This is a genomic window from Streptomyces sp. PsTaAH-137, assembly GCF_003259365.1.
GTDB lineage: Bacteria > Actinomycetota > Actinomycetes > Streptomycetales > Streptomycetaceae > Streptomyces.
Genome location: NZ_QLLY01000001.1, coordinates 204,693 through 226,326 on the forward strand (window position 1 = coordinate 204,693; position 21,634 = coordinate 226,326).

The following is a 21,634-nucleotide window of genomic DNA, read 5'->3' on the forward strand; positions in this document are numbered from 1 at the left end:
GCCGGCCGTCGGTCGACGTGCGACTCAGGGGCGCGGGGAACTGCGCGAGAAGCGGCCACCGGCCGTCAGTCGACGTACGACCCAGGGGCGCGGGGAACTGCGCGAGAAGCGGCCGCCGGGGCGCGGCCGACGACGAAACGGATGCCTTTAGGGGCGCGGGGAACTGCGCGACCAGCCCCCACCGGAGCCGCAGACGAAGAGAACCCCGGGCCACCCGCGAAAGCGGCGCAGGCCTACGAGGCGTACGCCCAGAAGTCGCGCATGATCTGCGGCGGCGTCGGCCCGGCCATCGCCAGCTGCGTCAGCAGAATCGTCACCGCCCCCGTCGACGGAGTCAGATGCGCGGCGGTCCCGGTCCCGCCCACCCACCCGTACCGCCCCGGCACCTGCCACTTCTCACGGGGCTCCACGTCCACGGAGCCGCCGAAGCCCCAGCCCTGGCCCTCGGTGAACAGTTCGCTCGCCCGGCGCTGCGCGGCCGTCAGATGGTCCGTCGTCATCAGGCGCACCGAGTCGGACGAGAGCACCGGACCGCCGCCGGCGAGAAGCATCCGGGCGAACGCCCACCAGTCGTCGGCCGTGGAGACGAGCCCGCCCGCGCCGGAGGGGAACGCGGGCGGGCCGCTCCACTGGCCGTCCGGTGTGTCGACCAGCTCGCGGCCGCCGTCGGCCGTGGGGACGTACTGGCTGGTGAAGCGGGCGCGCGCGGCGGCCGGCACCTCGAAGCCGGTGTCCTTCATGCCGAGGGGCGTGAAGATCCGCTCGGCCAGGTAGTCGGGCAGGGAGGTGCCGGTGACGCGCGCGATCAGGACGCCCTGGATGTCCGAGCACGTGTTGTAGAGCCACGCCGTGCCCGGCTGGTGCAGCAGCGGGACCTGGGCGAGCGCCGCGAGCCAGGTGTCCGGCTCGGGCAGCCGCTGCGGGTGGTGGGGATCCATGAGCGGGAACAGGAGCTGCATCACGGGCAGCGAGAAGTCCGACGAGAAGCCCCAGCCCGCGCGGAACGTCAGCAGGTCCTCGACGGTCACCGGGCGGGCCGCCGGGACGACGTCCTCGACCGGACCGGCCGGGTCGCGGACCACGTTCGGCGCGGCCAGCTCCGGCAGCCAGTGGGCGACCGGCGAGTCCAGCGCGAGCCGCCCGTCCTCGATCAGCGTCATGACGGCGGCCGCCACGACGGGCTTGGTGATCGAGGCGATCCGGAAGATCGAGTCCCGCGCGAGCGGGGCGGTGCCCTCGGCGTTGGCGTGGCCGACGGCCGCCACCTCGACCTCGTCACCGCGGGCCACCAGGCCCACGGCGCCCGGCACCGGGCCCTCGTCGACATGCGGTGCGAGTACGCCGGCCAGCCCACTGGTGTCGGTCATCGTCAGTCACCCTTCCCGGAAATGTACGGACGACAAGGGTGACCCCGAAACCGCCCTCAACTCATCGGTCGGACCCCGTCGTCCCACAGCGTGTCGTGCGCGCGGTGCGCGTCGGTCAGGCCGCTGGTGAAGAACCGCTCGTAGTACTCGCCCTCCACATGGTGCGCCTGGAGCCAGATCCCGGGCACGTGGACGGCGTCCGTGTGCGCCGGGAAACGGCGGTGCGTCGCCAGAATGTACGTACAGATGTCCCGGGCGCAGTCGACGACACGCTCGTCGTACTCACTGGCCTCGGCGAGGTACCGCTGCCCGTAGTCGTCCTTGTAGATGCGGGTGAAGACGTCCTTGTCGGCGTAGGTGCCACCGGCGCCGAACTTCGCCGCGACGACCGCGTCCACCGCCTCCGCCATGGAGGCGTGGGTGGGCGGGCAGGCCGCGGCGATCAGCGGTGCGCCCGTCGCCGGGTCCGCCAGGCCCACCGGGTGCGAGCGCAGGTTCGCGTACTTCGGCAGCGGGACGTGCCAGCGCCACAGATCGGCGAGCCGCCAGCGCGGGGTGACGAAGGTGAAGCCGAGCATCCGCCCGTACGCCTTGGTGAACTTCGGGTCGCCGAGTGCGATCTGCGGGTTGAGCGAGGCGTGGATCCAGGCGCCCAGGCCCATCGCCTCGGCCGTCAGCATCACCGTCTGGAGCAGCAGGTCCGCCTCGATCTGGGTGCGCATCGGGCCGAGCGCGCCGAGCGGCAGCTTCAGCTCCTTGTTCAGGAAGCCGTTGGCGATCCACTTCTTCACCCCGGCCGGACGGTACAGATTCCGGTCGTCGACGAGCGTCGGGCGGGATCCGTCGGGCTGGGTGAGCAGATACATCAGGGCGTTGATGTACTGGTGGGACAGGTCGACCACCGGGAAGAGGACGGTCGTCCCGGGCAGATTGGACAGGAAGCGGTTCGAGTCCAGATAGGCCGGGAAGTCGCGCAGACTGTGGGCGACGTCGAGCCGGTGGTCGAGGACCTTCACCTTCGTCTGCCGGGCGCGGGCCACGAGCGTGTCGGCGTCGAACGGCTCGTGCGGAGCAGGGGGCAGCCTGCGCAGGAAGTACGTACCGCTGTCGTTGATGAGGAAGAAGTACGTGCCCTGCGCGTTGTCGGGGCTGCCCGCCGTGCGGCCCGTCATCGTCAGATTGGGCTTGGCCATGATCGGTTTGCCGTCGCGCGGGTCCTCGAACGGCCGGTCCGGCATCGTCAGCCCGGTGGAGCCGGTCACCGCGATGAGCACCGCCTCCTCCAGCTCGCTCAGCGGCGCGGGCCGGTGCGGGGAGCGGTAGCTCATCGAACCGGCCGGCACCGACGCGCCCCGCGAGACACGGTGCGTGCGGCGCCGCCAGACCGTCGGCAGGAGCGGGCGGGCCAGCAGGTCGTCGAGACCCCGATGACCCGCCGACGGTCCGTCAGCCGCCCTCATGCGCGGCCCCGTTCTCGACCGGCGGCACCGGCCGCCAGGGGGCGAACGCGCTCGCGTCGCGCGGCACCAGGCCCGCCAGCTCCGGGCAGTGCCGCAGCACGACCGACTTCATGCCGCCCTTCTCCACCCAGTCGATGCCCAGCGGCGTATAGATCTCCGGGCGGTAGTCCACGGTGAGGAAGCGGTCGCTCTGCAGCCGTCGCGTCGCCATCAGGATGAAGATCCGGAAGGCGGTGTCGGAGAAGCCGAACCCGGTCGGCGGGTTCTCCGCGAACAGGCCGACGACCGTGTCGATCTCGTCGACGTCGCGGTACACGTCCTTGAGGCGGGCCAGCGTCTCCGGGTCCCGCGTCAGGTCCTCGAAGCGGCGGACGCGCTCCTTGTGCAGGCCCGCGCGGAAGTCGTTGTAGCGCGGCACCCCGCGGCGCCGGGTGCGCACCAGGTCGACCACCGAGAGGTCGATGATCTCGCCCTCGCGCTGGAAGTGCCGCAGCGCGTCGGGGTAGTTGTGCAGGGTGATCGCGCCCGGATGGGCGATGCCGAACGAGTACAGCGTGTTCGCCAGGCCCGTCTTGCGGATCTGGCTCTCGGCCGCCGCCCCCTGGATGTCGTGGAAACCGAGCGTCTCCAGGCGCTGCCCGAAGTGGTACTCGCGCAGCTCGTAGTCGTCCGGGATCAGCGGGTGCATCCGGTAGACGGTGACGAAGTCCTCGGTGAGCGAGTACGGCGCCCCGTGGTGGTCCGGCAGCGTCTTCGGGATGCCGGTCAGGGCGTGCGATTCGAGCAGCCACAGGCCGAGCTGGTTGAGCCATTTGCGCGGCGGGCCCTGCCAGTTGGTGTGCAGCCCGACGTCGATGGCCTTCGTCGCGAGGATCGCCGGCGTCCACTCCACGGTGTGGATCTTCGCGATGAGCGCGGACACCACGAGCCGTGCCGTGTGGTAGATCCGCTCCTCGCTCATCGACGGGTACTCGGCGCGCAGCGCGTCGCACACCGTGTTGTGCTCGCGCGCGAACAGCGTGTGCATCGCGCTGAGCCCCATCCACCAGTTGTCCTTGAACCCGGCGAGCGGAATGCCCGTACGGTCGATTGGGATGTGCCCGCCTTCGAGCAACAGCCTTGCTCCGCCGTCGGGTTCGCGCAGCGAGCGGGCCGTCCGCTCGTCGCCGCCGTACACCTCGGAGCCGTCCCACCAGTGCGAGGCGGTGTTCCCGAAGAGGACCGGCGGCCGGTCGCCGGGGAGCTCGATGCCCTCGTTCTCCGCGAACCGCATCACGTTCTCGTCCGGCCCGTTCGGCTGGTTGACCCAGGTGCCGCCGCCCGGTGGCAGCGGTACCTCGACGGTCCTGCCGCCCTCCTTGTACCGCCGGTGGTTCACCCAGTCGTGCACCTGGAACTGGATCCAGGCCGCGGCGAGGATGTTGAGACTCGTCGCCGGGACGAAGCTCTCCCGGGCGAGCAGCTGCCGGCTGACCGTCACCGGGTTCGGGGTGTCGAAGAGATCGGGCCGGTACACGGGCTTCAGATTGCGGCCGAACGCCGCGCCGACCGCGCCCATCGCGGGTGCCGAGAGGTCGTTGTGGGTGCCGTCGTACGAGCGTGCCGTACGCAACCGCTCGTCGACCGGCACCGGCACCTGCGTCGCCTTCGGCGGGGCCTCCGGCGCATCGGTGTCGATCAGGTTGAGCCGCCGCAGCGCCTTGCGCAGGAACACCAGGTTCAACAGGCTCGCGTCCAGCGGGAGCCGGTGCCACGGCACGACCCGGTTGAGGATCTGGAAGGCGAGCCCGACGGGCACGTCGAGCACCTGGTTGCGCAGGGGCTCCTCGGTCGTGAAGCGGGTGCCGCCGCGCTGGGCCGCGCTCGCCTCGTACGCGACCTTGCGGGCCCGGTTCAGATTGCCGAGGGGCCGGAACTCCTCTGTGGTGAACCAGGGGTTGAAGGACAGCTCCTCGATCCGGCGGGCCGCCGACCGGGCCTCGGCCGACGTGATGTCCTGCCGCGGGATCGTCAGCCGCGCCACCGGAACCGGCGGCGACACGGCCTCCCGCCACTCCACCGACCCGTCCTCCACGGGGGTCCTGCGCTCGTCCACGTACCGCTGCACGCACAGGTCGAAGGAGACGTCGTCGCGTGCCAGCCGCCCCGCCAGCTCCGTGTGCAGGAAGCCCGGGTCCTTGCGGTCGGGGCGCGGTTCGGCGGCGCCGCCGACGGAGGGGCGCAGCAGATAGCGGACCGGTCCCGCCTCGCTCCACAGGATCGCGCCACGGCTCCAATACGTCTCGCGCGCCAGGCTGTTGACGGTGTGCCGGGTCGCCGCCTGCACATTGCGCCGCATCCGCGCCGCCGTCCCCAGCCCCACGGCGAGCGGCAGCTTCACGAACAGCCCGAACGCCTTCCGCAGCGGGGTGCGGGCCCCGGCCATCGCCTTGGCGAACGCCACGAACTCACGGGCGTTCCGGGCGTGCGACACGGGGAAGCTCGTCGCCAGCAGATCGTGGCTCTCCTCGCCGGTGACCTGGACGCGCACGGCGACCCCGTGCAGATCGGGAGCGCCGTCCGGACCGCGCATGCCACTGGCGTTGGAGAGCCGCACCGTCGCCGGATAGTCGGCGCCCGCGCGGGCGAAGCCGCCGCTGAGCGCGGCCGGAAGATCGTCGTTGAACCGCAGTCGGGCGTTCTCCACACCGAGCGCCGCCTTCGCGTGGAAGGCGCGCTCGTAGCCCTGGGCGCCGCTCGTCCGGCGGTTCGCCACCTGGACCCGCATGATCTCGCGGGCCAGGCGCTGGAAGACGAGGCGCTCGGCCTCGGGGCTGCCGCCCTCGTACCGCTCGTACTGTGCGTACCGTTCGGTCTCGGCCATCGGTTGCCGTCCCTGTCGTAAGGTGCGGACGTCCTGCGCGTGGATGCACGGCCTGGACGCGCACGGGGAGGGGTCAGCGACGCTAGCGGGGCCGTCTCGCGCCCCGCAGCGCCCGTTCCCGCCATGTCAGGGCGACGGCCGACCAGGTGAACTGACGCGCGCGTACGGGGATTTGGGCCTGTCAGAGGCAGGCGTCCGGGCCGCCGCACGATGGCCGGGACCGGTGCGGGCCACCGTGTGCCGCCCGGCCCACATCCGCCCCACCCGACCGCCCCGCCGATGGCCGGTCGGCGACACCTTGACGGCGCCCGGCGGCGGTGGTGTGCTCGGCAGCCCGCCCCGGGAGGTGCCCCATGCGGGTCACGACCGCGCACGGCCCCGGCTTCGCGGAGCTGCGCCCCCTGAAGGATCCGGTCCTCGTCGCGGCGGACGGCGGCGGCTTCCCCGTCTACCCCGACCTGCCCCACCGGCTGACCGACGACCGGGGCCACCCCGATCCGCACGGGGTCCTGCCGCACGTGATGGCGACCCTGTCCGCCTACGCCTACGCGGGCTTCGGCCAGCAGAGCGACGCCGGAACGGTCGCGACGATGGCGACCCGGCTCGGCCTGGAGAAGAACCGCTGCCGCGCCTTCGAACAGCGCGTCGACGCCCTCTACATCGCCTCGGCGGCGTACCTCGTCCAGGACGCGGACCGCAGGACCGTCGTCCTCTGCTACCGGGGCACCCAGCCCGAGGACATCATCAGCATCCTCACCGACGCCGACGTACGCCCCGACACGCTCCGCGTCGACCTCGGCGACGGCCGGGGACCGTACCCGGTGCACGCCGGGTTCTACCGCAACATGCGGGCCACCCGCTACGCCGTGCTCGACGCACTGGAGCACGCGGTGCGGGGCGAGTCCATCGACCCCGAGGAACACGGCATCCGGGGCGACGGACTCGAAGCGCTCTACATCACCGGGCACAGCCTGGGCGCCGCGATGGCCGCGCTGATGGCCGTCACCCTGCTGCACGAGCCGCGCTACGACCCCGTCGCCCGCTGCCTGCGCGCCGTCTACACGTTCGGGCAGCCCATGCTCGGCGGCCCCGCACTCGCCGCGGCCTGCGAACGCGCCACCGACGCACACGGCCGGCACCCGCTGCGCGACCGGCTCCTGCGCTACATCTACGACCGTGACGTCGTGCCCGCGCTGCCGCCCCGCCCCGTCGGCCCCTACATGCCCTTCGGCCGGGAGTTCCACTTCCGCCGGGCCCGGCAGGGCCTCGACGCCGTGTTCACGGCCACCGCCGACGCCGCGACCGAGGCCGTCGGGCTCCCCGGAGACCTGCTCACCGGCGCCGACCCGATCCGCCGCCTCCGGCGCATCGCCGCCGTACCGGAGCGGGCCGCGGGACACGGCTGGGTGGAGCGCCGCGCCCCGGCGCCGCACTACCCGCAGATGGACAGCCTCGCCGGCCTCGCGGTGGTGGCGCCGCTCGCGTTCCTCGCCGCGCGGCTCGCGCTGACCCGGTCCCTGCCGTTCAAGTACTCCTTCGAGGACCACGGCCCCGGCCACTACGTCAACGCACTCGCCCCGCCGGGGGTGCTGAGCGAGTTCGGGGACCGGCTCTGACGGCTGTCACGGAAGGACCGTGGACCGGCTCACGCCATCTGCCGCCGCACCAGCTCGTGCAGCCGCCCGCCCGCCTCCCGCAGCAGGTCCTGCGGAGCGCCCTGCTGGACGACCCGGCCGGCGGACATCACGATCACCCGGTCCGCGTCGAGGACGGTCGACTGACGGTGCGCGATGACGATGCGGGTCGCGTTCAGCTTGCGGGTGCTGTCGATCACCGTGCGCTGCGTCTCGTTGTCGAGGGCGCTCGTCGCCTCGTCGAAGAAGAGCAGGCGCGGGCGCCGGATCAGCGCCTGCGCGATCATCAGGCGCTGGCGCTGACCGCCGGAGACCGCGCCACTGCCCGCGATCAGCGTGTGCAGCCCCATCGGCATCCGCTTGATGTCCTCGGCGAGCCCCGCCATCGCCGCCGCCTCCCACGCCTCCTCCTGCGTGAACGCCTCCGCGCCGCAGATGCAGTCGAGGATCGAGCCGGTCAGCGGCTGCGCGTTCTGCAGCACGACCCCGCACTGGCGCCGCACCGCCGACTGGTCGAGGGCGGCCAGGTCCTGACCGTCGTACAGGACGCTGCCGTGCGTGGGCGCGTCGAAGCCGATCAGCAGGCGCAGCAGCGTCGACTTGCCGCAGCCGCTCTCGCCGACCACCGCCACGAACTCGCCCGGCCGCACCGAAAGCGACACGTCGTCGAGGACCAGCGGGCCGTCGTCGGTGTACCGGAACGACAGGCCGCGCGCCTCCAGGGCCCCGGTCAGCTCGCCCGGGCGGCCCGCCGCCTCGCGCACCTCGGGCTCCGCGTCGAGGACCGGCCTGATCTGCTCGTACATCGGCAGCACGGCCGCCGCCGAGATGAGCGCGCCGGTCAGCTGCGTCACCGACGTCAGCAGCATCGTCACCGACGTGTTGAAGGTCAGGAACGCCGCCGCCGACAGCGAACCGCGCGCGGGACCCGCGAGCAGCATGAACATCAGCAGCGAACACAGCGGCAGATAGACGGAGTTGAGGACCGTCGTCACGTTCTTGATGCGGCCCGCGCGCCGCTGAAGCTCCCGGCTGCGCGCGAACTGCTCGGCCCATGCCGCGTACGCGAAGCTCTCCGCGCCCGCCACCCGCAGCTTCGGCAGCCCGCGCAGGGTCTGGAACGCCTGGTTGTTGAGCCGGTTGCCGAGCTTCACCAGGCGGCGCTGCCAGCGCAGTTCCCACAGGCCGAGGGTGAGGAAGAGCGCCGCGACCACGGCCAGCATCGCGAGCGCGGCCAGCGCGAGCGGCACGCTGTAGACCAGCAGCAGGACGAGGTTCATCACACCGATCGTCGTCGACTGCACCACCACCGGGCCGACCCCCGAGAGGAGGCGCCGGATCGCGCTGATGCCCATCGCCGCGCTCGCCAGCTCACCCGTGGAGCGCGCGGCGAAGAACCGTGTCGGCAGCCTCAGCAGACGGTCCCAGACGGCCGGCTGGAGGACGCTCTCCACCCGGCCCTCGACCCGTAGCACCGTGAGGTTCTGCACCAGGGTGAAGGCGGCCGACACGACACCGGCGACGACGACCGCGAGGGAGACCTGCGTGACGAGGTCGGTCTGCGCGTTCGGGACGTAGGTGCCGAGGACCTGGCCCGTCGCGATCGGCACGAGGGCGCCGAGGCCGACCGTCACCAGACCCGCGAGCAGCAGCCGGCGTACGTCACCGCCCATGGCCCGCATGCTGAACCGGGCCAGCCGCCACGGACTCAACTCGCCCTCGGGCAGCGGACGGTAGAGCAGGACGGCCCGCTCGTCGAAGTCCTCGGCGTTGTCCTCGCCGATCCGGGTGCGGCGCTCGCCCGCCGGATGCACCGCCTCGTAGCCGCCGCGCCGCCACAGCAGCGCGACCGGCGCCCCGGACGCGGCCCGGAAGCCGACCAGGGGCCCCGAGTCCTGCCGCCACCAGTCGCCGGTCAGCCGCACCGGGCGGGTCCTGATCCGGGACGCGAGCGCGATCTGCTCGACCGGGTCGACCCGGTCGCTGACCGCGCCGCCGCGCCCCGGATCGACGAGCGTGATCCCCGCCGCGCGGGCCACCACCTTGCAGGCCGCGTACGTCGCGTCGACCCCGGCCTCCGCGCCGCGCGCCCGGCGGCGCTGCTTCCCGATGGAGGCGAGCAGCGTGCGGTCGGCCTGCTCGCGGACGGCCTCGCCCGCGCGGATCCCCGCGGCCGCCCGGTCCTCGTGGGCGCTCTCCATCCGCTCGATCCAGCGGTCGAGCGTCGAGAGCAGCCGGTACTGCTGGTTCACCATGCGCTGCCACAGGCCGCCGTCCACCAGCAGATCGGCGGCGGCGTCGGCCGCGTACGCGGAGCCGTACTGCACGCTGCCGGGGGAGAGCTGCGGCCACAGCACGTCCTCGTCGGTGACGGCGTCCTCGGACACGCGGCCGTCCCGCCCGTTGAGCGGCGCCTCGAACAGCACCCGCTGCCCGCGCCCCACCCCGAGCGCGAACGCCTCCTCCAGCAGGCTCCACGCCATGTCGTACGAGCCCTGCGAGGCGTCGTAGGGCAGCTCCCGCAGCGGCACCCGGCGCACCGTGCAGCCCGCCAGCGGACGCCCCACCAGCGTGTGCTGGGTGCCCTCGACCGGGCCGAGCAGCAGCGTGCCCGGCTCCAGACGGCCCAGAAAGTGCCAGTGGCCCTGCGCCAGGACGTCCACCGCGAACAGGTCGAGCGCGCCGCCCGCGACGAGCCACAGCACCTGCGGCCCCTCCAGCGGCAGACTGCGCAGACCGGTGCAGTCGACCGGCGCGCCGAGCCCGCCGAACGCGGCGACGACCTGGTCCGACGTCGTGAACTCCGGTTCCGTGTACGTCACTTCAGTGCTCCCTGACCAGCTCGGCGTAGGCTCCGCCCGCCGCCACCAACTGCTCGTGGCGGCCCCGCTCGACGATCTGTCCCTGGTCGAGGACCACGATCTCGTCGCTGTCGCGGACGGTGGACAGCCGGTGGGCGATGACGACGCAGGCGCAGCCGCGCCGCCGGATGTTGTCCATCACGACTTGCTCGGTCTCGGCGTCGAGGGCGCTGGTCACCTCGTCGAGCACGAGGATGCTGGGACGGCGCACCAGCGCCCGCGCGATCTCCAGACGCTGCCGCTCCCCGCCGGAGAAGTTGCGGCCGTCCTGCTCGACCCGGCCGTGGATCCCGCCGGGCCGCCGCGCCACCACGTCGTACAGGCACGCGTCGCGCAGCGCCTCCATGACGGCCTCGTCGGTGATCGAGGGGTCCCACAGCGCCACGTTGTCGCGGACGGTCCCCTCGAAGAGGAAGACGTCCTGGTCGACGAAGGAGACGGACGCGGCGAGCGCGCCGCGCGGAATGTCGTCCAGGCGCCGGTCGTCGATCCGGATGACGCCCTCCCAGGGCGCGTACAGACCGGAGATCAGCCGGGACACCGTCGACTTGCCGCTGCCGGACCCGCCGACCAGCGCGACCTGCTGCCCGGGCCCGACGGTGAGGGAGAAGCCGGACAGCAGCGGCTTGTCGAGCGGGCTGTACCCGAACGTGATGCCGTCCAGCTCCACCTGCCCGCGCAGCCGCCGTGTGCTGCGCACCTGTTCGGGCCGCGCGTACAGGGTGTCGACGGGGAAGTTCTCCACGTCCTTCAGGCGGGCCACGTCCGCGGCGAAGTCCTGGATGCGGCCCGCGACCCCGTTCAACCGGGTGATCGGCGCGGTGAACCGGGTGACCAGCGCCTGGAAGGCGACGAGCAGGCCCACCGACAGATGCCCCTCGATCGCCCGCAGCCCGCCGATCCACAGGATCAGCGCGCTGTTGAGCGTCGCCAGCGTCGGCGCGACGATCCCCAGCCAGGCGCTCGGCACCCCGAGCCGCTGCTGCTCCTCCAGCGTCGTCGCGTGCTGCCCGGCCCACTTGCGGAAGTAGCCGTCCTCGCCGCCGGTGGCCTTCATCGTCTCGATCAACTGAAGCCCGGTGTACGAGGTGTTGGTGAGCCGCGCCGTGTCCGCCCGCAGCTTCTGCGTGCCCGTCGCGCGCAGCCGGACCACGATCCGCATCGCCACCACGTTCAGCAGCGCGATCCCGACGCCGACCATCGTCAGCTGCGGGTCGTACGACCACAGCAGCGCCGCGTACAGCAGCACCACGATGCCGTCGACTCCGGCCGCCGTCAGATCGCGGGCCAGCGTCTCGGCGACCGCGTCGTTCGACTGGAGCCGCTGCACCAGGTCGGCCGGGCTGCGCTGCGCGAAGAACGTCACGGGCAGCCGCAGCAGATGCCCGAAGAACCGCGCGCTGCTCAACGTGGAGGAGATGATGCGGCCGCGCAGCAGATTCGCCTGCTGCAACCAGGTGAGGACGGCCGTCAGCGCCACCATCGCGCCCATGGACGCGAACAACGCCCCCAGCAGCGAGGTCTGATCACCGATCAGGAAGAGATCGATGTACGTCTTGCTGAGCGCGGGCACCGCCGCGCCCACCGCCACAAGCAGCAGACTCGCGAGCAGCGCGGCCAGCATCGTGCCGGTCGTGCCGCGCAGTCGCCCGGGCAGCGCCTTCAGGACGCCGGGCCGTCGCCCGCCGGTGCTGAACCCGCCGCCGGGCTCCAGGACCAGGACGACACCGGTGAAGCTGGAGTCGAAGTCCTCCATCGGCACGAACCGGCGCCCCTTGTCGGGGTCGTTGATCGACACCCCGCGCCGGCCGAACCGCCGCGTGATGCCCTCGTACACGACGTAGTGGTTGAACTCCCAGAACAGGATCGCCGGACCCTGCACCTCGGCGAGCGCGGCGGGCTCCATCTGCATGCCCTTGGCGGTCATCCCGTAACTGCGGGCCGCCTTCAGGAGGTTGCTCGCCCGGGAGCCGTCCCGCGAGACGCCGCACGCGATGCGCAGCTTCTCCAGCGGGACGTGCCGGCCGTGGTGGGCGAGGACCATCGCCAGCGCGGCGGCGCCGCACTCGACGGCCTCCATCTGGAGCACGGTCGGGGTGCGCACCGTACGGCGGCGTTTACGGGGCGGGGGAGCGGGCCTGGCGCGGCGGCGGCCGCGGCCCGCGGGCGGGAGCGAGGTCGTCGTCACGGCAGCAGCCAGTCGATCGGGCGCTGGGATGCGAGATGCACGGCGCCGGAGGTCAGGGTCATGGAGGTGAGCGCGAAGGGCGGTCCGTCCTCGGTCGACCAGGCGTAACCCGACCTGGTTGAAGCGGACTTGGTGAGCCTGACGAGGACCGGCACGCGCGTGCCGCCCTTCGTGAACTGCTCTGCCAGCTCGCCGTCGCCGAGGAAGTCGGCGACCTGCCGACGTGTCTGCGGGGCGCGGCCGACGCCCTTCACCGTGCCGCGCAGCACCCCGTAACTCTGGGCGGCGGGCACGGTCAGGTCGACGGTCGCACCGGCCGGGATGTTCGCCGCTCCGGTGGCGGGCACATAGACCATGGCCACGAGCGGATCGCGGGCGGAGCCCGTCTTCTCCACGGTCGCCACGTCGGCGCCGGTGCGCACCACGGACCCGATCCGCGCGACGAGCGCGGTGACGCGCCCGGCGTCGATGGCCCGGACGGCGCGGTTGCCCTGCTCGGTACGTATCTTGAACAGGACCGTGTCGGCGGCGACGCGCTGCCCCTCCTTCACGTACACGCCGGTGACCTGTCCCGTCACCGGTGTCTGGAGCACGTAGCTGCCCTGCCCGTAGGTGAGGATGCCGCTCGCCTTCAGCGTCGACGACACCGAGCCGGTCACCGCCCACACGGACGCCGCCGCCATCACCACGACCGTGACGGCGAGCGCGATCAGCCCCTGCGGCCGGGCGAGCCGCACCGGGAGATCGAGGCTCTCGGGTGACTGCAGTTTGGACAGTGCCTGTTGGCGGAACTGCACGGGGGTCTTCCCTTACGTCGCTGAAGTCCGGGCGCGCGACACCGTCGCCCGGACACGACCCAGGGCCCCGGGACACGAGGTCCCGGGGCCTGGGGTGCGCGGCCCGTCAGGTGGGCGGCGCGATGATCCGGTGGATCGGCTCAGAGGCCGGCGACCAGACCCGTGACCGCACCGGTGTTCACACCGGTGAGGCCCTCGACCGTGTTGGTGAGACCGGCGACCGTGCCCGAGACCGGGACGATGCCGTCGACCGTGTCGGTGACCTGGCCGACGAGGCCGCCGACGAGACCGCCGGAGACGTTGTCCAGCTCGGCGTCGGAAATCTCGAGGGTCTCGACCTTGGGGGTGTTGCTCATGAGGAGAGCCGCCCTTCTCATAGGTATCAGAGGGTATTTCGCAAAACGCGGAAGGTGCCGTGATCCGGTGGCGCCGAATCCGTCGCCGTTCCGCGATGCGGTGGATCAAAGCACGTTGACGCGTCGCACAGCCAATCGGATGGTCGCCGGTCAGAGGGGATGTGCGAGCTCAATTGCCAAGACGTGCAGGGCCGTTCACGAACGGGTGGCAACGCCTTCACATTCTTCACGGAGTGAATTGCGCACGGCCGGTTCGGCTATTCACCAAAGGGGACACCCGCGCATCAAAGGGTTTCGTCGTGTGCATCGTGCAATGAATATTCGGAGGCCCCCGTGACTGCTCTGCGCAATCGCTGTGCAGGTTTCTGGCACGCCACCGCGCACGCCGTGAGCACGGCCGGCGGCACGAAGCCCCACGGCGGTGCGGCCGTGTGCACGGCCACGGCGCAGGCGGCCCCGCCGACCACGGCCGCCAGGCGCGCGGCGGTCCACAACTGACCGGCGCCGCGCGCCGTTCCGTCCACCGCGCCGGTCACCAGGGTGGTGAGCGTGCCGGTGAAGTACGTGGTGGGCGCGCCCCCGGCGCCCGCGGCGACCATGGCCGCCGACTGCCCGCCCATCGCCACGGCGGCGGCCACGAGCAGGGCGATCCGCCAGTCCTCGCCGGGCCGCCCGCCGAGCACCCCGGCCGCGACGGCCACGGCGGCGAGCAGCACGCACTGCGCCGCCAGACAGGCGACGACGGCCCCCGGCCACGGCTGCCCCGCGGCCCGCCGCCGCGATCCCCGGCATGCGAGCGCGGCGCAGGCGGCGCCGACGACGTACCCGCCGAGCGCGACCAGCGGGCCGGTCACCTCCGACCCGTCGCCGCGCCCCGCCGAGATCCCGAGCAGCACCAGATTGCCGGTCATCACCCCGGCGAACACGCTCCCCAGCGCCGTGAAGGCGAGCGCGTCGACGGCGCCGGAGGCCCCGGCGAGCAGCAGAAGGGCGAGCTGGGCACGTCTGTTCATGTCCCGACGGTAGGCGCCGCCGCACCGATCCGACGGGAGCCGGGGCGGGTGCTGCCGCGGCGGGTGCCGACCGCCCCGCTCGCCCCGGGTGATCACGGCATCCGTGTCCTGCGTCCCCCAGGACCCGCTGATCTCGGCCGAACCTGTAATCGCCCCTGGTAGCAAGGGAGTTGGCGTGGTAGCTTCACCGGCAGTTCCCAGGGTGGAACCGACTTACGGGGGTTGGTCGGTGAACATGAGCACGCCACAGGAGTCGGGGGGCGTGTTCTTACGCCTGGTCTCGGTCCTCACCGATGAGCTGTGCGCCCTGCAGTGCGTGCGCGAGGCCCAGCAGCGATCCGTCTACACCACCCTGGTCTGCGACAGCCTCGGGATGCAGTGGTGGGAGCGGGGAATACCGGTGCGCGGGGAGATGGCGGCGTTCGTCCGCCAGGTCCTCCAGCACCGGGGCGGACAGGGATACGGGGCGCTGATCGAGGCGGTCGCGGTCCTGGAGGGACGCGAGACGGCCGACGCCCTCGACCGGCTGGTGCGCCGCGAGGTGTACGGGGTGGAGAGCCGCGCCGCCGTGGACCTTCCCGGAGTGTTCGACGGCGACACGCAGCGCAGGGCCTGGGACCTGCTGGCCCACGGATCCGTCCCCCGCCCGGTGCTGCACAGCGTCCTCTCCCGTGAACTGCGGATCGCGCTGCCCGACGGGGAGGGCGCCCTCGGCCTGTTCGTCCACCTGGTCGAGCAGAACGCGCAGCCGGACGGGCTGCCCCCCGCCCTGGTCCTCGTCGAGGTGGTCGCCGCCCTCGGCTCGCCCCAGGCCGCGGCTCTGCGCGCCTGGTCGGACGAGTGGGCCGCGTCCGCGGGGCTCACCGACGCGCTGCGCGAGCGGCGCGCCCAGACGGCGCTGCACGCGACGCCGGACGGCACGGTGCCGCGCGCCCTGGTCGTCATGGTCGACCCGGCACACGACGGCACCGACCGGATCTATGTACGCCACTGGGTGAACGCGGCGGCCGGATTCTGGCAGCCGCGCGCCTTCGCGCCGGAGGAGACCACGCTCGACCGGCTCGGCCCGGCGGTGCTGCGCGCGGTGCGGCACGGCGAGGCGCAGTGGGCCGGGGGAGCCGAGGACAGCCCCGTCCACGTGGAGTTCGTCCTGCCGCACGCCCTGCTCAATCACGACGTGGCGCAACTGAAGCTCACCTCGGACGCCTTCGAACCGCTCCCGCTCCATCTGCGCTTCTACGTCCATCTGCGCAGCCTCGACCGGATGCGCGTACGGGACGCCCAGCAGCGCAGGCTGTGGCACGACCGCTGGCGCACCTTGCAGGAGGCCCCGGCCGCGGAGACGGTCCGGTGGAGCGGTACGACGGATCCGCTCGCCCAGTGGCAGGAGAAGCTGCACAGGAACCCCCGCGCGACGGGCGTCATCCTGCAGCACCCGGCCGAACACGGGCACGGCCTGGAGGCGCTGGTGGCGGCCCTCACCGAGGGAGTCGGCCTCGTCGTGTGGGACCGGCGCCCCGACATGCCCCAGTCGGTCGAGCTGCTGCGCCTTCTGCTCGGCCACAGTCCGAGTCAACTGCCTTTCAAGGTTCACCAGTTAAGGGTTCGTGCGGAGACGGAAGAGGGCGGCCGCCTTCTGGTGGGCAGAAGTATCGCGTTCCTTTGGGACGACCCGAACCGCGTCGTCGACTGTGAGGAGATGCCGGCATGACCGAGCAGCACGGCACCGCGTGGCGTGTGTTCCACGGCGTGGGCAGCGCCCCGGTGGGTGCGGGTCCGACCCTGCCCGAGGCGCCGCCCTGGCGGACGTTCGCGGGCGGCCCGGCGCAACCGCCGCCCGACTGCGACGACTCGCGGGCCACCCGGCGGCGGCTCGGCGACGACCAGGACCTGGTCCATCTGCGCCAGGAGGACATCGACATCGTGAACGCGGCGCTGCTGCTGCGCCGCCCCCTCCTGGTCACCGGACCGCCCGGCGTCGGCAAGTCCTCGCTCGCCTATCTCATCGCCCGCGAACTGGGCCTCGGCCGCGTCCTGCAATGGGGCATCGTCTCGCGCACCGCCCTCAAGGAGGGGCTGTACGCCTACGACGCCATCGGCCGCGCCCAGGCCATCGCCGCCTGGCGCGCCGGAGCCGACCCGGACGCCGGTGAACAGGCGCCCCGGATGGGCGACTTCGTGACCCTCGGCCCGCTCGGCACCGCCCTGCTCCCGTACGAGCAGCCGCGCGTGCTGCTCATCGACGAGCTGGACAAGAGCGACATCGACCTGCCGAACGACCTGCTGCACGTCCTGGAGGACGGCTCCTACGACATACCGGAACTGAAGCGGAGTTCCGAGGACGCGATCAGCGTCTTCACCGACGACCCGGGAGCCCGTACGACCGTCGAGCGAGGTCTGGTCGAGTGCCGCGCGTTCCCCGTCGTGGTGATCACCAGCAACGGCGAGCGCGAGTTCCCGCTCGCGTTCCGGCGCCGCTGCCTCCCGCTGGAGCTGCGGCTGCCCTCGCGCGAGCGGCTGCTGTCGATCGTGGCGAGCCATCTCAGCGGCAGCGAGGACGTGGTCGGGGGCCTGGTGGACGACTTCGAACGACGGGTGCAGGACGGCGGAACGCACTCCGTGGACCAACTACTGAATGCGGTCCTGCTGGTCACAACGGGTGGTTTCCAGGCCGATGCCGACGGGCGTAAGCTCATCGAGATGCTGCTGCGCGACCTCGCGAAAGGCCGCTGATGACCGGCTTGCCCAGGGAGCGCGCCCCCGACCCGAGCGGTGGCGGAGGCGGCGCGCCGACCGGATCGTCGCAGGACGGGCCGGACTGGCGCGACCTCGCCGAGGCCACCTGGCTCGCGGCCGCGTGGCTCGCTTCAGGACGGCGCGGTACCACCCCGTCGCAAGAGCCGGAAGGCGATCATCCGGATGACCCGGCGGAGCCACCCGGCGGCACCGACCCCTCCACCGTTCCCGGCCCCGGCCTGCCCCCCGACTCCGGCCCGGCGAGCGGCAGTACGGCGATCCCGTACGCGACCCTCGTCCCCGGACCCGACCTGACCTCGGCCGAGACCGGCGAGCCCGGCTTCCTGCTGCCGCCCGCCCCCGCGTCACCACCGGCCCGCCCGCTGCGCCTGGCGCGGGTGCTGCGCGCCCTGGGCCGCCGCGTGCCCACGAACGCACCGGGCCCCCTGGACGAGGACGCCACCGCGCAGCACGGGCTGAGCGACGGGCTGTGGATCCCGTATCTGCTGCCCGCCTACCAGCGCGCCCTGGACGTGGTGCTGTTCGTCGACGACACGCTCACCATGCGGGCCTGGCGTGGCACCGTCCGCCGGATCGCCGACGAAGCCACCCGCAGTGGCGCCTTCCGCGACGTACGCATCGCGCGGATCAAGGTCCCCGCCGACGGCCCCGCCGTCGTCCGCACCGCCGACGGCCGGGCGGGCGATCCGCGCGAACTCCTCGACGGCAGCGGCAGGCGGCTGTTCCTCGTCGTCACCGACGGACTCGGCGCGGGCTGGGCCGCACCCGCCGCCGACGAACTGCTCACCGCGCTCGCCCGGGGCGGCCCCACGGCGGTCGTCCACCTGTTACCGCCGTATCTGCGCCACCGCTCGTCGCTGTACCCGTTCCGCGCGCAGTTCGGCGCCGCCGGATTCGGCGCGGCCAACACGGCCCTGGACTGCCGTCCGCCGCAGGACCTCGCCGACCCGCTGCGTCCGCTTCCCGAACCCGACGACGGCACGGTCCCGGTGCCCGTGCTCAGCACCCATCCCGCCTCCTTCACCGCGTGGACCGATCTGGTCACCGGCGAGCCGGGTGTGCACCGCGTCCTGCCGATGCTGCCCGCGGGAGCGCTCGCCAAGGGCACCCCGGCGCCCGGCCTGCGCACCCCCAGGATCGACGGACCGCGCGCGGCGGCCGCCGCCGTGGCCCGCTTCGCCGGACTCGCCAGCCCGCTGGCCCGGCACCTGGCACTGCTGCTCGCCGTGATCCCGCTGGACTTCGACCTCATCGAGGAGCTGCGCGAGCGCGCCGTCCCCGAGGCGGGCCCCGACCACGTCGCCGAGGTCATGATGGGCGGGCTCATCGACTGGGACCACGGGCCCGAGGGGGACGGAAGCGGCCCCGAGTTCGCCGACGGAGTACGCGAGGCGCTGCTCGCCACCGGCACCCGCACCCAGCTCGCCCGCATCATCGACGTCCTGGCCGAACTGCGGCGGGGACGGGGCGCCGCGGCCCCGCTGCGGGCCGCCGTACGCAACCCGGAGAGCACCCCGCTGCCGGACACCACGACCGGCGGCCGCCCGTGGCTGCGGGTCGAACTGGCGGTCCTGCGAGCCCTGTCAGGACCGCACGCGCGACGGGCCGCCCAGATCGTCGCGGGGCTCACTGGGGGCGCGAACGAGGGTCGTACGGGAGTGCTGAGAGATACCCACGTGTCCCGTGGGAATGAGTCCGCTGAGAGCCACAGCGAACCTGGAGACGACTTGGTATCAGCGGCAGGGCCCGACACCACCGAAGACACCGAAGCTGGGAAGGCTGACGCAACCATGGACCTCAAGGCTCCCGAACACCGCTTCGTCCGGAGCGGTCAGCCGAAGATCATGGGGAACGTCCCGCCCAAGAATCCCAACTTCACAGGCCGCGAGATCCTGCTGGAAGCCGTCGACGAGCAGTTGCGGCAGAAGGAGACCGCCGCCGTCCTGCCGCACGCCCTGCACGGCATGGGCGGGGTCGGCAAATCGCAGATCGCCATCGAGTACGTGTACCGGCACAGCGCCGAGTACAACGTGATCTGGTGGGTGCCGTCCGAGCGCGAGTCCCTGATCCTCGCCTCCCTCGCCGAGCTGGCCTCCTTCCTCGGCCTGGACACCGGACCGCAGGCCAACACCGCGGTGCCCGCCGTGCAGGAGGCGCTGCGCTCCGGAAAGCCGTACGACAACTGGCTCCTGGTGTTCGACAACGCCGAGGACATCGACGCCGTCCGCGCCTATTTCCCGAGCGGCGGCCCCGGCAAGATCATCGTCACCTCCCGGAACCGCGACTGGGAGCGCGTGGCCACCCCGCTCAGCGTCGACGTCTTCGAGCGCGAGGAGTCCATCGCCCTGCTCCAGCGGCGCTCGCCCGACCTCGCGACCGCGGACGCCGACCGGCTCGCCGACGCCCTCGGCGATCTGCCGCTCGCGATCGAGCAGGCCGGAGCCTGGCACGCGGCCACCGGCATGCCCGTGACCGAACACCTCGAACTCCTCGCCCAGCGCCGCGTCGAGATCCTCGACCTGGACCCGAACCCGGACTACCCGGTGCCGGTCGCCGCGGCCTGGAACCTCTCCCTCGACCGGCTGGCTCAGGAACACCCCGCGGCCCGTCAGCTCCTGGAAGTCTGCGCCCTGATGGCTCCGGAGCCGATCCCGCTCAGCCTGCTGCGCGGCGGGCGGAACGTGGAGGTCAGCCCCGAACTGGACCCGGTGCTCCGCGACCCCGTCCTGCTGGCCCGGGCCACCCGCGAGCTCAGCAAGTTCTCGTTGATCCGCCTCGACCACAAACGCGGCACCCTCCAGATGCACCGTCTGATGCAGAGCGTGCTGGCGAACGGCCTCGACGAGGCCGCCGAGGCCCAGGTGCGGCGGGCCGTCCACCAGCTCCTCGCCACCGCGAAGCCCGGCGAGGGCGCCTCACCGGAGCTGTGGCCCGCCTACCAGGCGCTGCTGCCGCACGTGCAGGCGTCGGGAGCGGTGCGCAGCTCCGACCCGTGGGTGCGCGACCTCGTCCAGGACGTCGTGTTCTTCCTCTACTACTGGGGCGCGCACGACACCGCGATGAACATGGCCCGCCAGGCATGGACGGTCTGGCAGGCGCAATCAGGCGACGACGACATCATGGTCATCCGGATGGCCAAGCTCCTGGCGTTCATGCTGGGCAAGTTCGGCAGCCAGGAAGAGGCCCTGCGCCTCAGCGAGAAGGCCCTCGAACAGTCGCGGAGCGGGCAGGTGCCCGACGAGGAACTCGTCAGCTCGCTGTCGCAGATGGCCTTCTCCCTGCGCTGCCAGGGCGACTTCGAGGCGGCCCGGGCGCTCGACGACGAGGGTCTGACCATGGCGCGCCGCCTCTTCGGCCCCGACGATCCGGTGACACTCCTCGCCGCGCACAGCGCCGGCGTGTCCCTGCGCTGGGGCGGAGCGTTCGCCGCGGCCCACGCGCTCGACGAGGAGACGGCCCGCCAGTTCGAGGTGCTCTACGGCCCCACGAACGGCCTCACCCTCAACTCGCTGAGCGCTCTCGCCGTCGACCTGCGCGAGTCCGGGGACTACCGCTCCGCCCACCTCCTGATGGAGTCCACCTATGAGGCGTACCTGACCAGCTTCGGCGTCGACAACGCCTCCTCGATCGCGGCCGCGCGGGACCTCGCCGTCTGCCGCCGCCGGGTGGGCGCCACCGCCGAGGCCCGGGAGCTGATCGAGGACACCTTCCTGCGGTTCACCGAGCGCTACGGCACCGAGTACCGGGACACCCTGGCAGCGGCCATGAACGCGGTGGTGGACCGCCGCATCACCGGAGACCTGGCGCAGTCGCGCGACCTGGGCGAGAAGGTCGTGCTCCGCTATCGCAACGCACTGGGCGAGAACCACGCCGCGACCCTGAGCGCGCTGGTCAACCTGGCGGCGACGCTCCGCGCCATCGGCGACGTCGACGGCGCTGAGCGGTGCGACACCGAGGCCGTCGAGCGGTTCACCGCCCAGCTGGGCGAGCGGCACCCGAGCACGCTCACCGCCTGCATCGGCCGGGCCAACGACCATTACGCACGCCTGGACTTCGCGGCGGCCCGTGCCGTCGACGAGGCCGTGCTGCCGCGCCTCACCGACGTGCTGGGCGCCGACCACCCGCTGACCCTGACCTGCACCGCCCACCTCGCCCTCGATCTGCGCGGCCTCGGCGACTCCGCGGCGGCGGACCGCCTCAACGCGCAGGCGGTCGAGGGCTTCACCCGGGTCCTCGGCGCCGACCACCCCTGGCGCACGGCGGCCCAGCTGCATCAGCGCATCGAGGCCGACCTCGCCCCGCTGGCGCTGTGAGCACGGGGTGCGGGGGCTCGCCCCC

Annotated in this window: 12 protein-coding genes; 4 read left to right on the forward strand and 8 right to left on the reverse strand. The window is 72.5% G+C overall.

Annotated elements, in window-relative coordinates:
* Positions 1-233 precede the first annotated feature (233 nt).
* Genes K377_RS00825 through K377_RS00835 form a run of 3 tightly spaced genes read right to left on the reverse strand, consistent with a single transcriptional unit; the run spans position 234 to position 5,690 of the window.
* A complete protein-coding gene (locus K377_RS00825; RefSeq protein WP_111661097.1) occupies positions 234-1,367 on the reverse strand; it encodes a serine hydrolase in 1,134 nt (377 codons plus the stop codon).
* 56 nt (positions 1,368-1,423) lie between these two features.
* A complete protein-coding gene (locus K377_RS00830) occupies positions 1,424-2,827 on the reverse strand; it encodes a hypothetical protein (RefSeq protein WP_111661098.1) in 1,404 nt (467 codons plus the stop codon).
* A complete protein-coding gene (locus tag K377_RS00835) occupies positions 2,814-5,690 on the reverse strand; it encodes a peroxidase family protein (RefSeq protein ID WP_111661099.1) in 2,877 nt (958 codons plus the stop codon). Before K377_RS00835 ends, K377_RS00830 begins: the two co-directional genes overlap by 14 nt.
* A 353-nt stretch (positions 5,691-6,043) precedes the next feature.
* On the opposite strand from K377_RS00835, the gene K377_RS00840 reads away from it, so the two are divergent.
* Positions 6,044-7,306: a hypothetical protein gene (locus K377_RS00840; protein ID WP_111661100.1), complete on the forward strand. Its 1,263-nt coding sequence runs from the start codon at positions 6,044-6,046 to the stop codon at positions 7,304-7,306.
* Positions 7,307-7,335: 29 nt separating this feature from the next.
* Here the strand turns inward: K377_RS00840 and K377_RS00845 are convergent, their stop codons facing one another.
* From K377_RS00845 to K377_RS00865, 5 genes are all read right to left on the reverse strand, one after another.
* Positions 7,336-10,146, reverse strand: coding sequence for an NHLP bacteriocin export ABC transporter permease/ATPase subunit (locus K377_RS00845; protein ID WP_111661101.1), 2,811 nt, complete (start codon positions 10,144-10,146; stop codon positions 7,336-7,338).
* Position 10,147: 1 nt separating this feature from the next.
* Positions 10,148-12,373 carry an NHLP family bacteriocin export ABC transporter peptidase/permease/ATPase subunit gene (locus K377_RS00850; protein ID WP_258394942.1) on the reverse strand — a complete coding sequence of 742 codons (2,226 nt, stop codon included), beginning with the start codon at positions 12,371-12,373 and terminating at the stop codon, positions 10,148-10,150.
* Entirely contained in the window at positions 12,370-13,170 is an 801-nt protein-coding gene (locus K377_RS00855) for an HlyD family efflux transporter periplasmic adaptor subunit (protein WP_111661592.1), read from the reverse strand. The genes K377_RS00850 and K377_RS00855 overlap by 4 nt, the downstream gene beginning before the upstream one ends.
* Before the next feature lie 140 nt (positions 13,171-13,310).
* Positions 13,311-13,526 (reverse strand): type A2 lantipeptide, encoded by a 216-nt coding sequence (locus tag K377_RS00860; protein ID WP_111661102.1) that lies wholly within the window; start codon positions 13,524-13,526, stop codon positions 13,311-13,313.
* A 284-nt stretch (positions 13,527-13,810) separates the two neighbouring features.
* Positions 13,811-14,539 carry a DUF1275 family protein gene (locus K377_RS00865; RefSeq protein WP_111661103.1) on the reverse strand — a complete coding sequence of 243 codons (729 nt, stop codon included), beginning with the start codon at positions 14,537-14,539 and terminating at the stop codon, positions 13,811-13,813.
* Positions 14,540-14,801: 262 nt separating this feature from the next.
* On the opposite strand from K377_RS00865, the gene K377_RS00870 reads away from it, so the two are divergent.
* Genes K377_RS00870 through fxsT form a run of 3 tightly spaced genes read left to right on the forward strand, consistent with a single transcriptional unit; the run spans position 14,802 to position 21,609 of the window.
* Positions 14,802-16,250, forward strand: a complete 1,449-nt coding sequence (locus K377_RS00870) for a hypothetical protein (RefSeq protein ID WP_111661104.1) — start codon at positions 14,802-14,804, stop codon at positions 16,248-16,250.
* Positions 16,247-17,272: a MoxR family ATPase gene (locus tag K377_RS00875; RefSeq protein WP_111661105.1), complete on the forward strand. Its 1,026-nt coding sequence runs from the start codon at positions 16,247-16,249 to the stop codon at positions 17,270-17,272. The genes K377_RS00870 and K377_RS00875 overlap by 4 nt, the downstream gene beginning before the upstream one ends.
* The gene (fxsT, locus tag K377_RS00880) at positions 17,272-21,609 is read left to right on the forward strand and encodes an FxSxx-COOH system tetratricopeptide repeat protein (protein ID WP_111661106.1); all 4,338 of its coding nucleotides are present in this window, start codon (positions 17,272-17,274) and stop codon (positions 21,607-21,609) included. Before K377_RS00875 ends, fxsT begins: the two co-directional genes overlap by 1 nt.
* Positions 21,610-21,634 lie beyond the last annotated feature (25 nt).

Bases quoted from the DNA above. Each gene is read 5' to 3' on its own strand.
- K377_RS00835 (WP_111661099.1), bottom strand. From the start codon at position 5,690: ATGGCCGAGACCGAACGGTACGCACAGTACGAGCGGTACGAGGGCGGC.
- K377_RS00860 (WP_111661102.1), bottom strand. From the start codon at position 13,526: ATGAGCAACACCCCCAAGGTCGAGACCCTCGAGATTTCCGACGCCGAG.
- fxsT (WP_111661106.1), top strand. From the start codon at position 17,272: ATGACCGGCTTGCCCAGGGAGCGCGCCCCCGACCCGAGCGGTGGCGGA.
- K377_RS00865 (WP_111661103.1), bottom strand. From the start codon at position 14,539: ATGAACAGACGTGCCCAGCTCGCCCTTCTGCTGCTCGCCGGGGCCTCC.
- K377_RS00840 (WP_111661100.1), top strand. From the start codon at position 6,044: ATGCGGGTCACGACCGCGCACGGCCCCGGCTTCGCGGAGCTGCGCCCC.
- K377_RS00825 (WP_111661097.1), bottom strand. From the start codon at position 1,367: ATGACCGACACCAGTGGGCTGGCCGGCGTACTCGCACCGCATGTCGAC.
- K377_RS00875 (WP_111661105.1), top strand. From the start codon at position 16,247: ATGACCGAGCAGCACGGCACCGCGTGGCGTGTGTTCCACGGCGTGGGC.
- K377_RS00830 (WP_111661098.1), bottom strand. From the start codon at position 2,827: ATGAGGGCGGCTGACGGACCGTCGGCGGGTCATCGGGGTCTCGACGAC.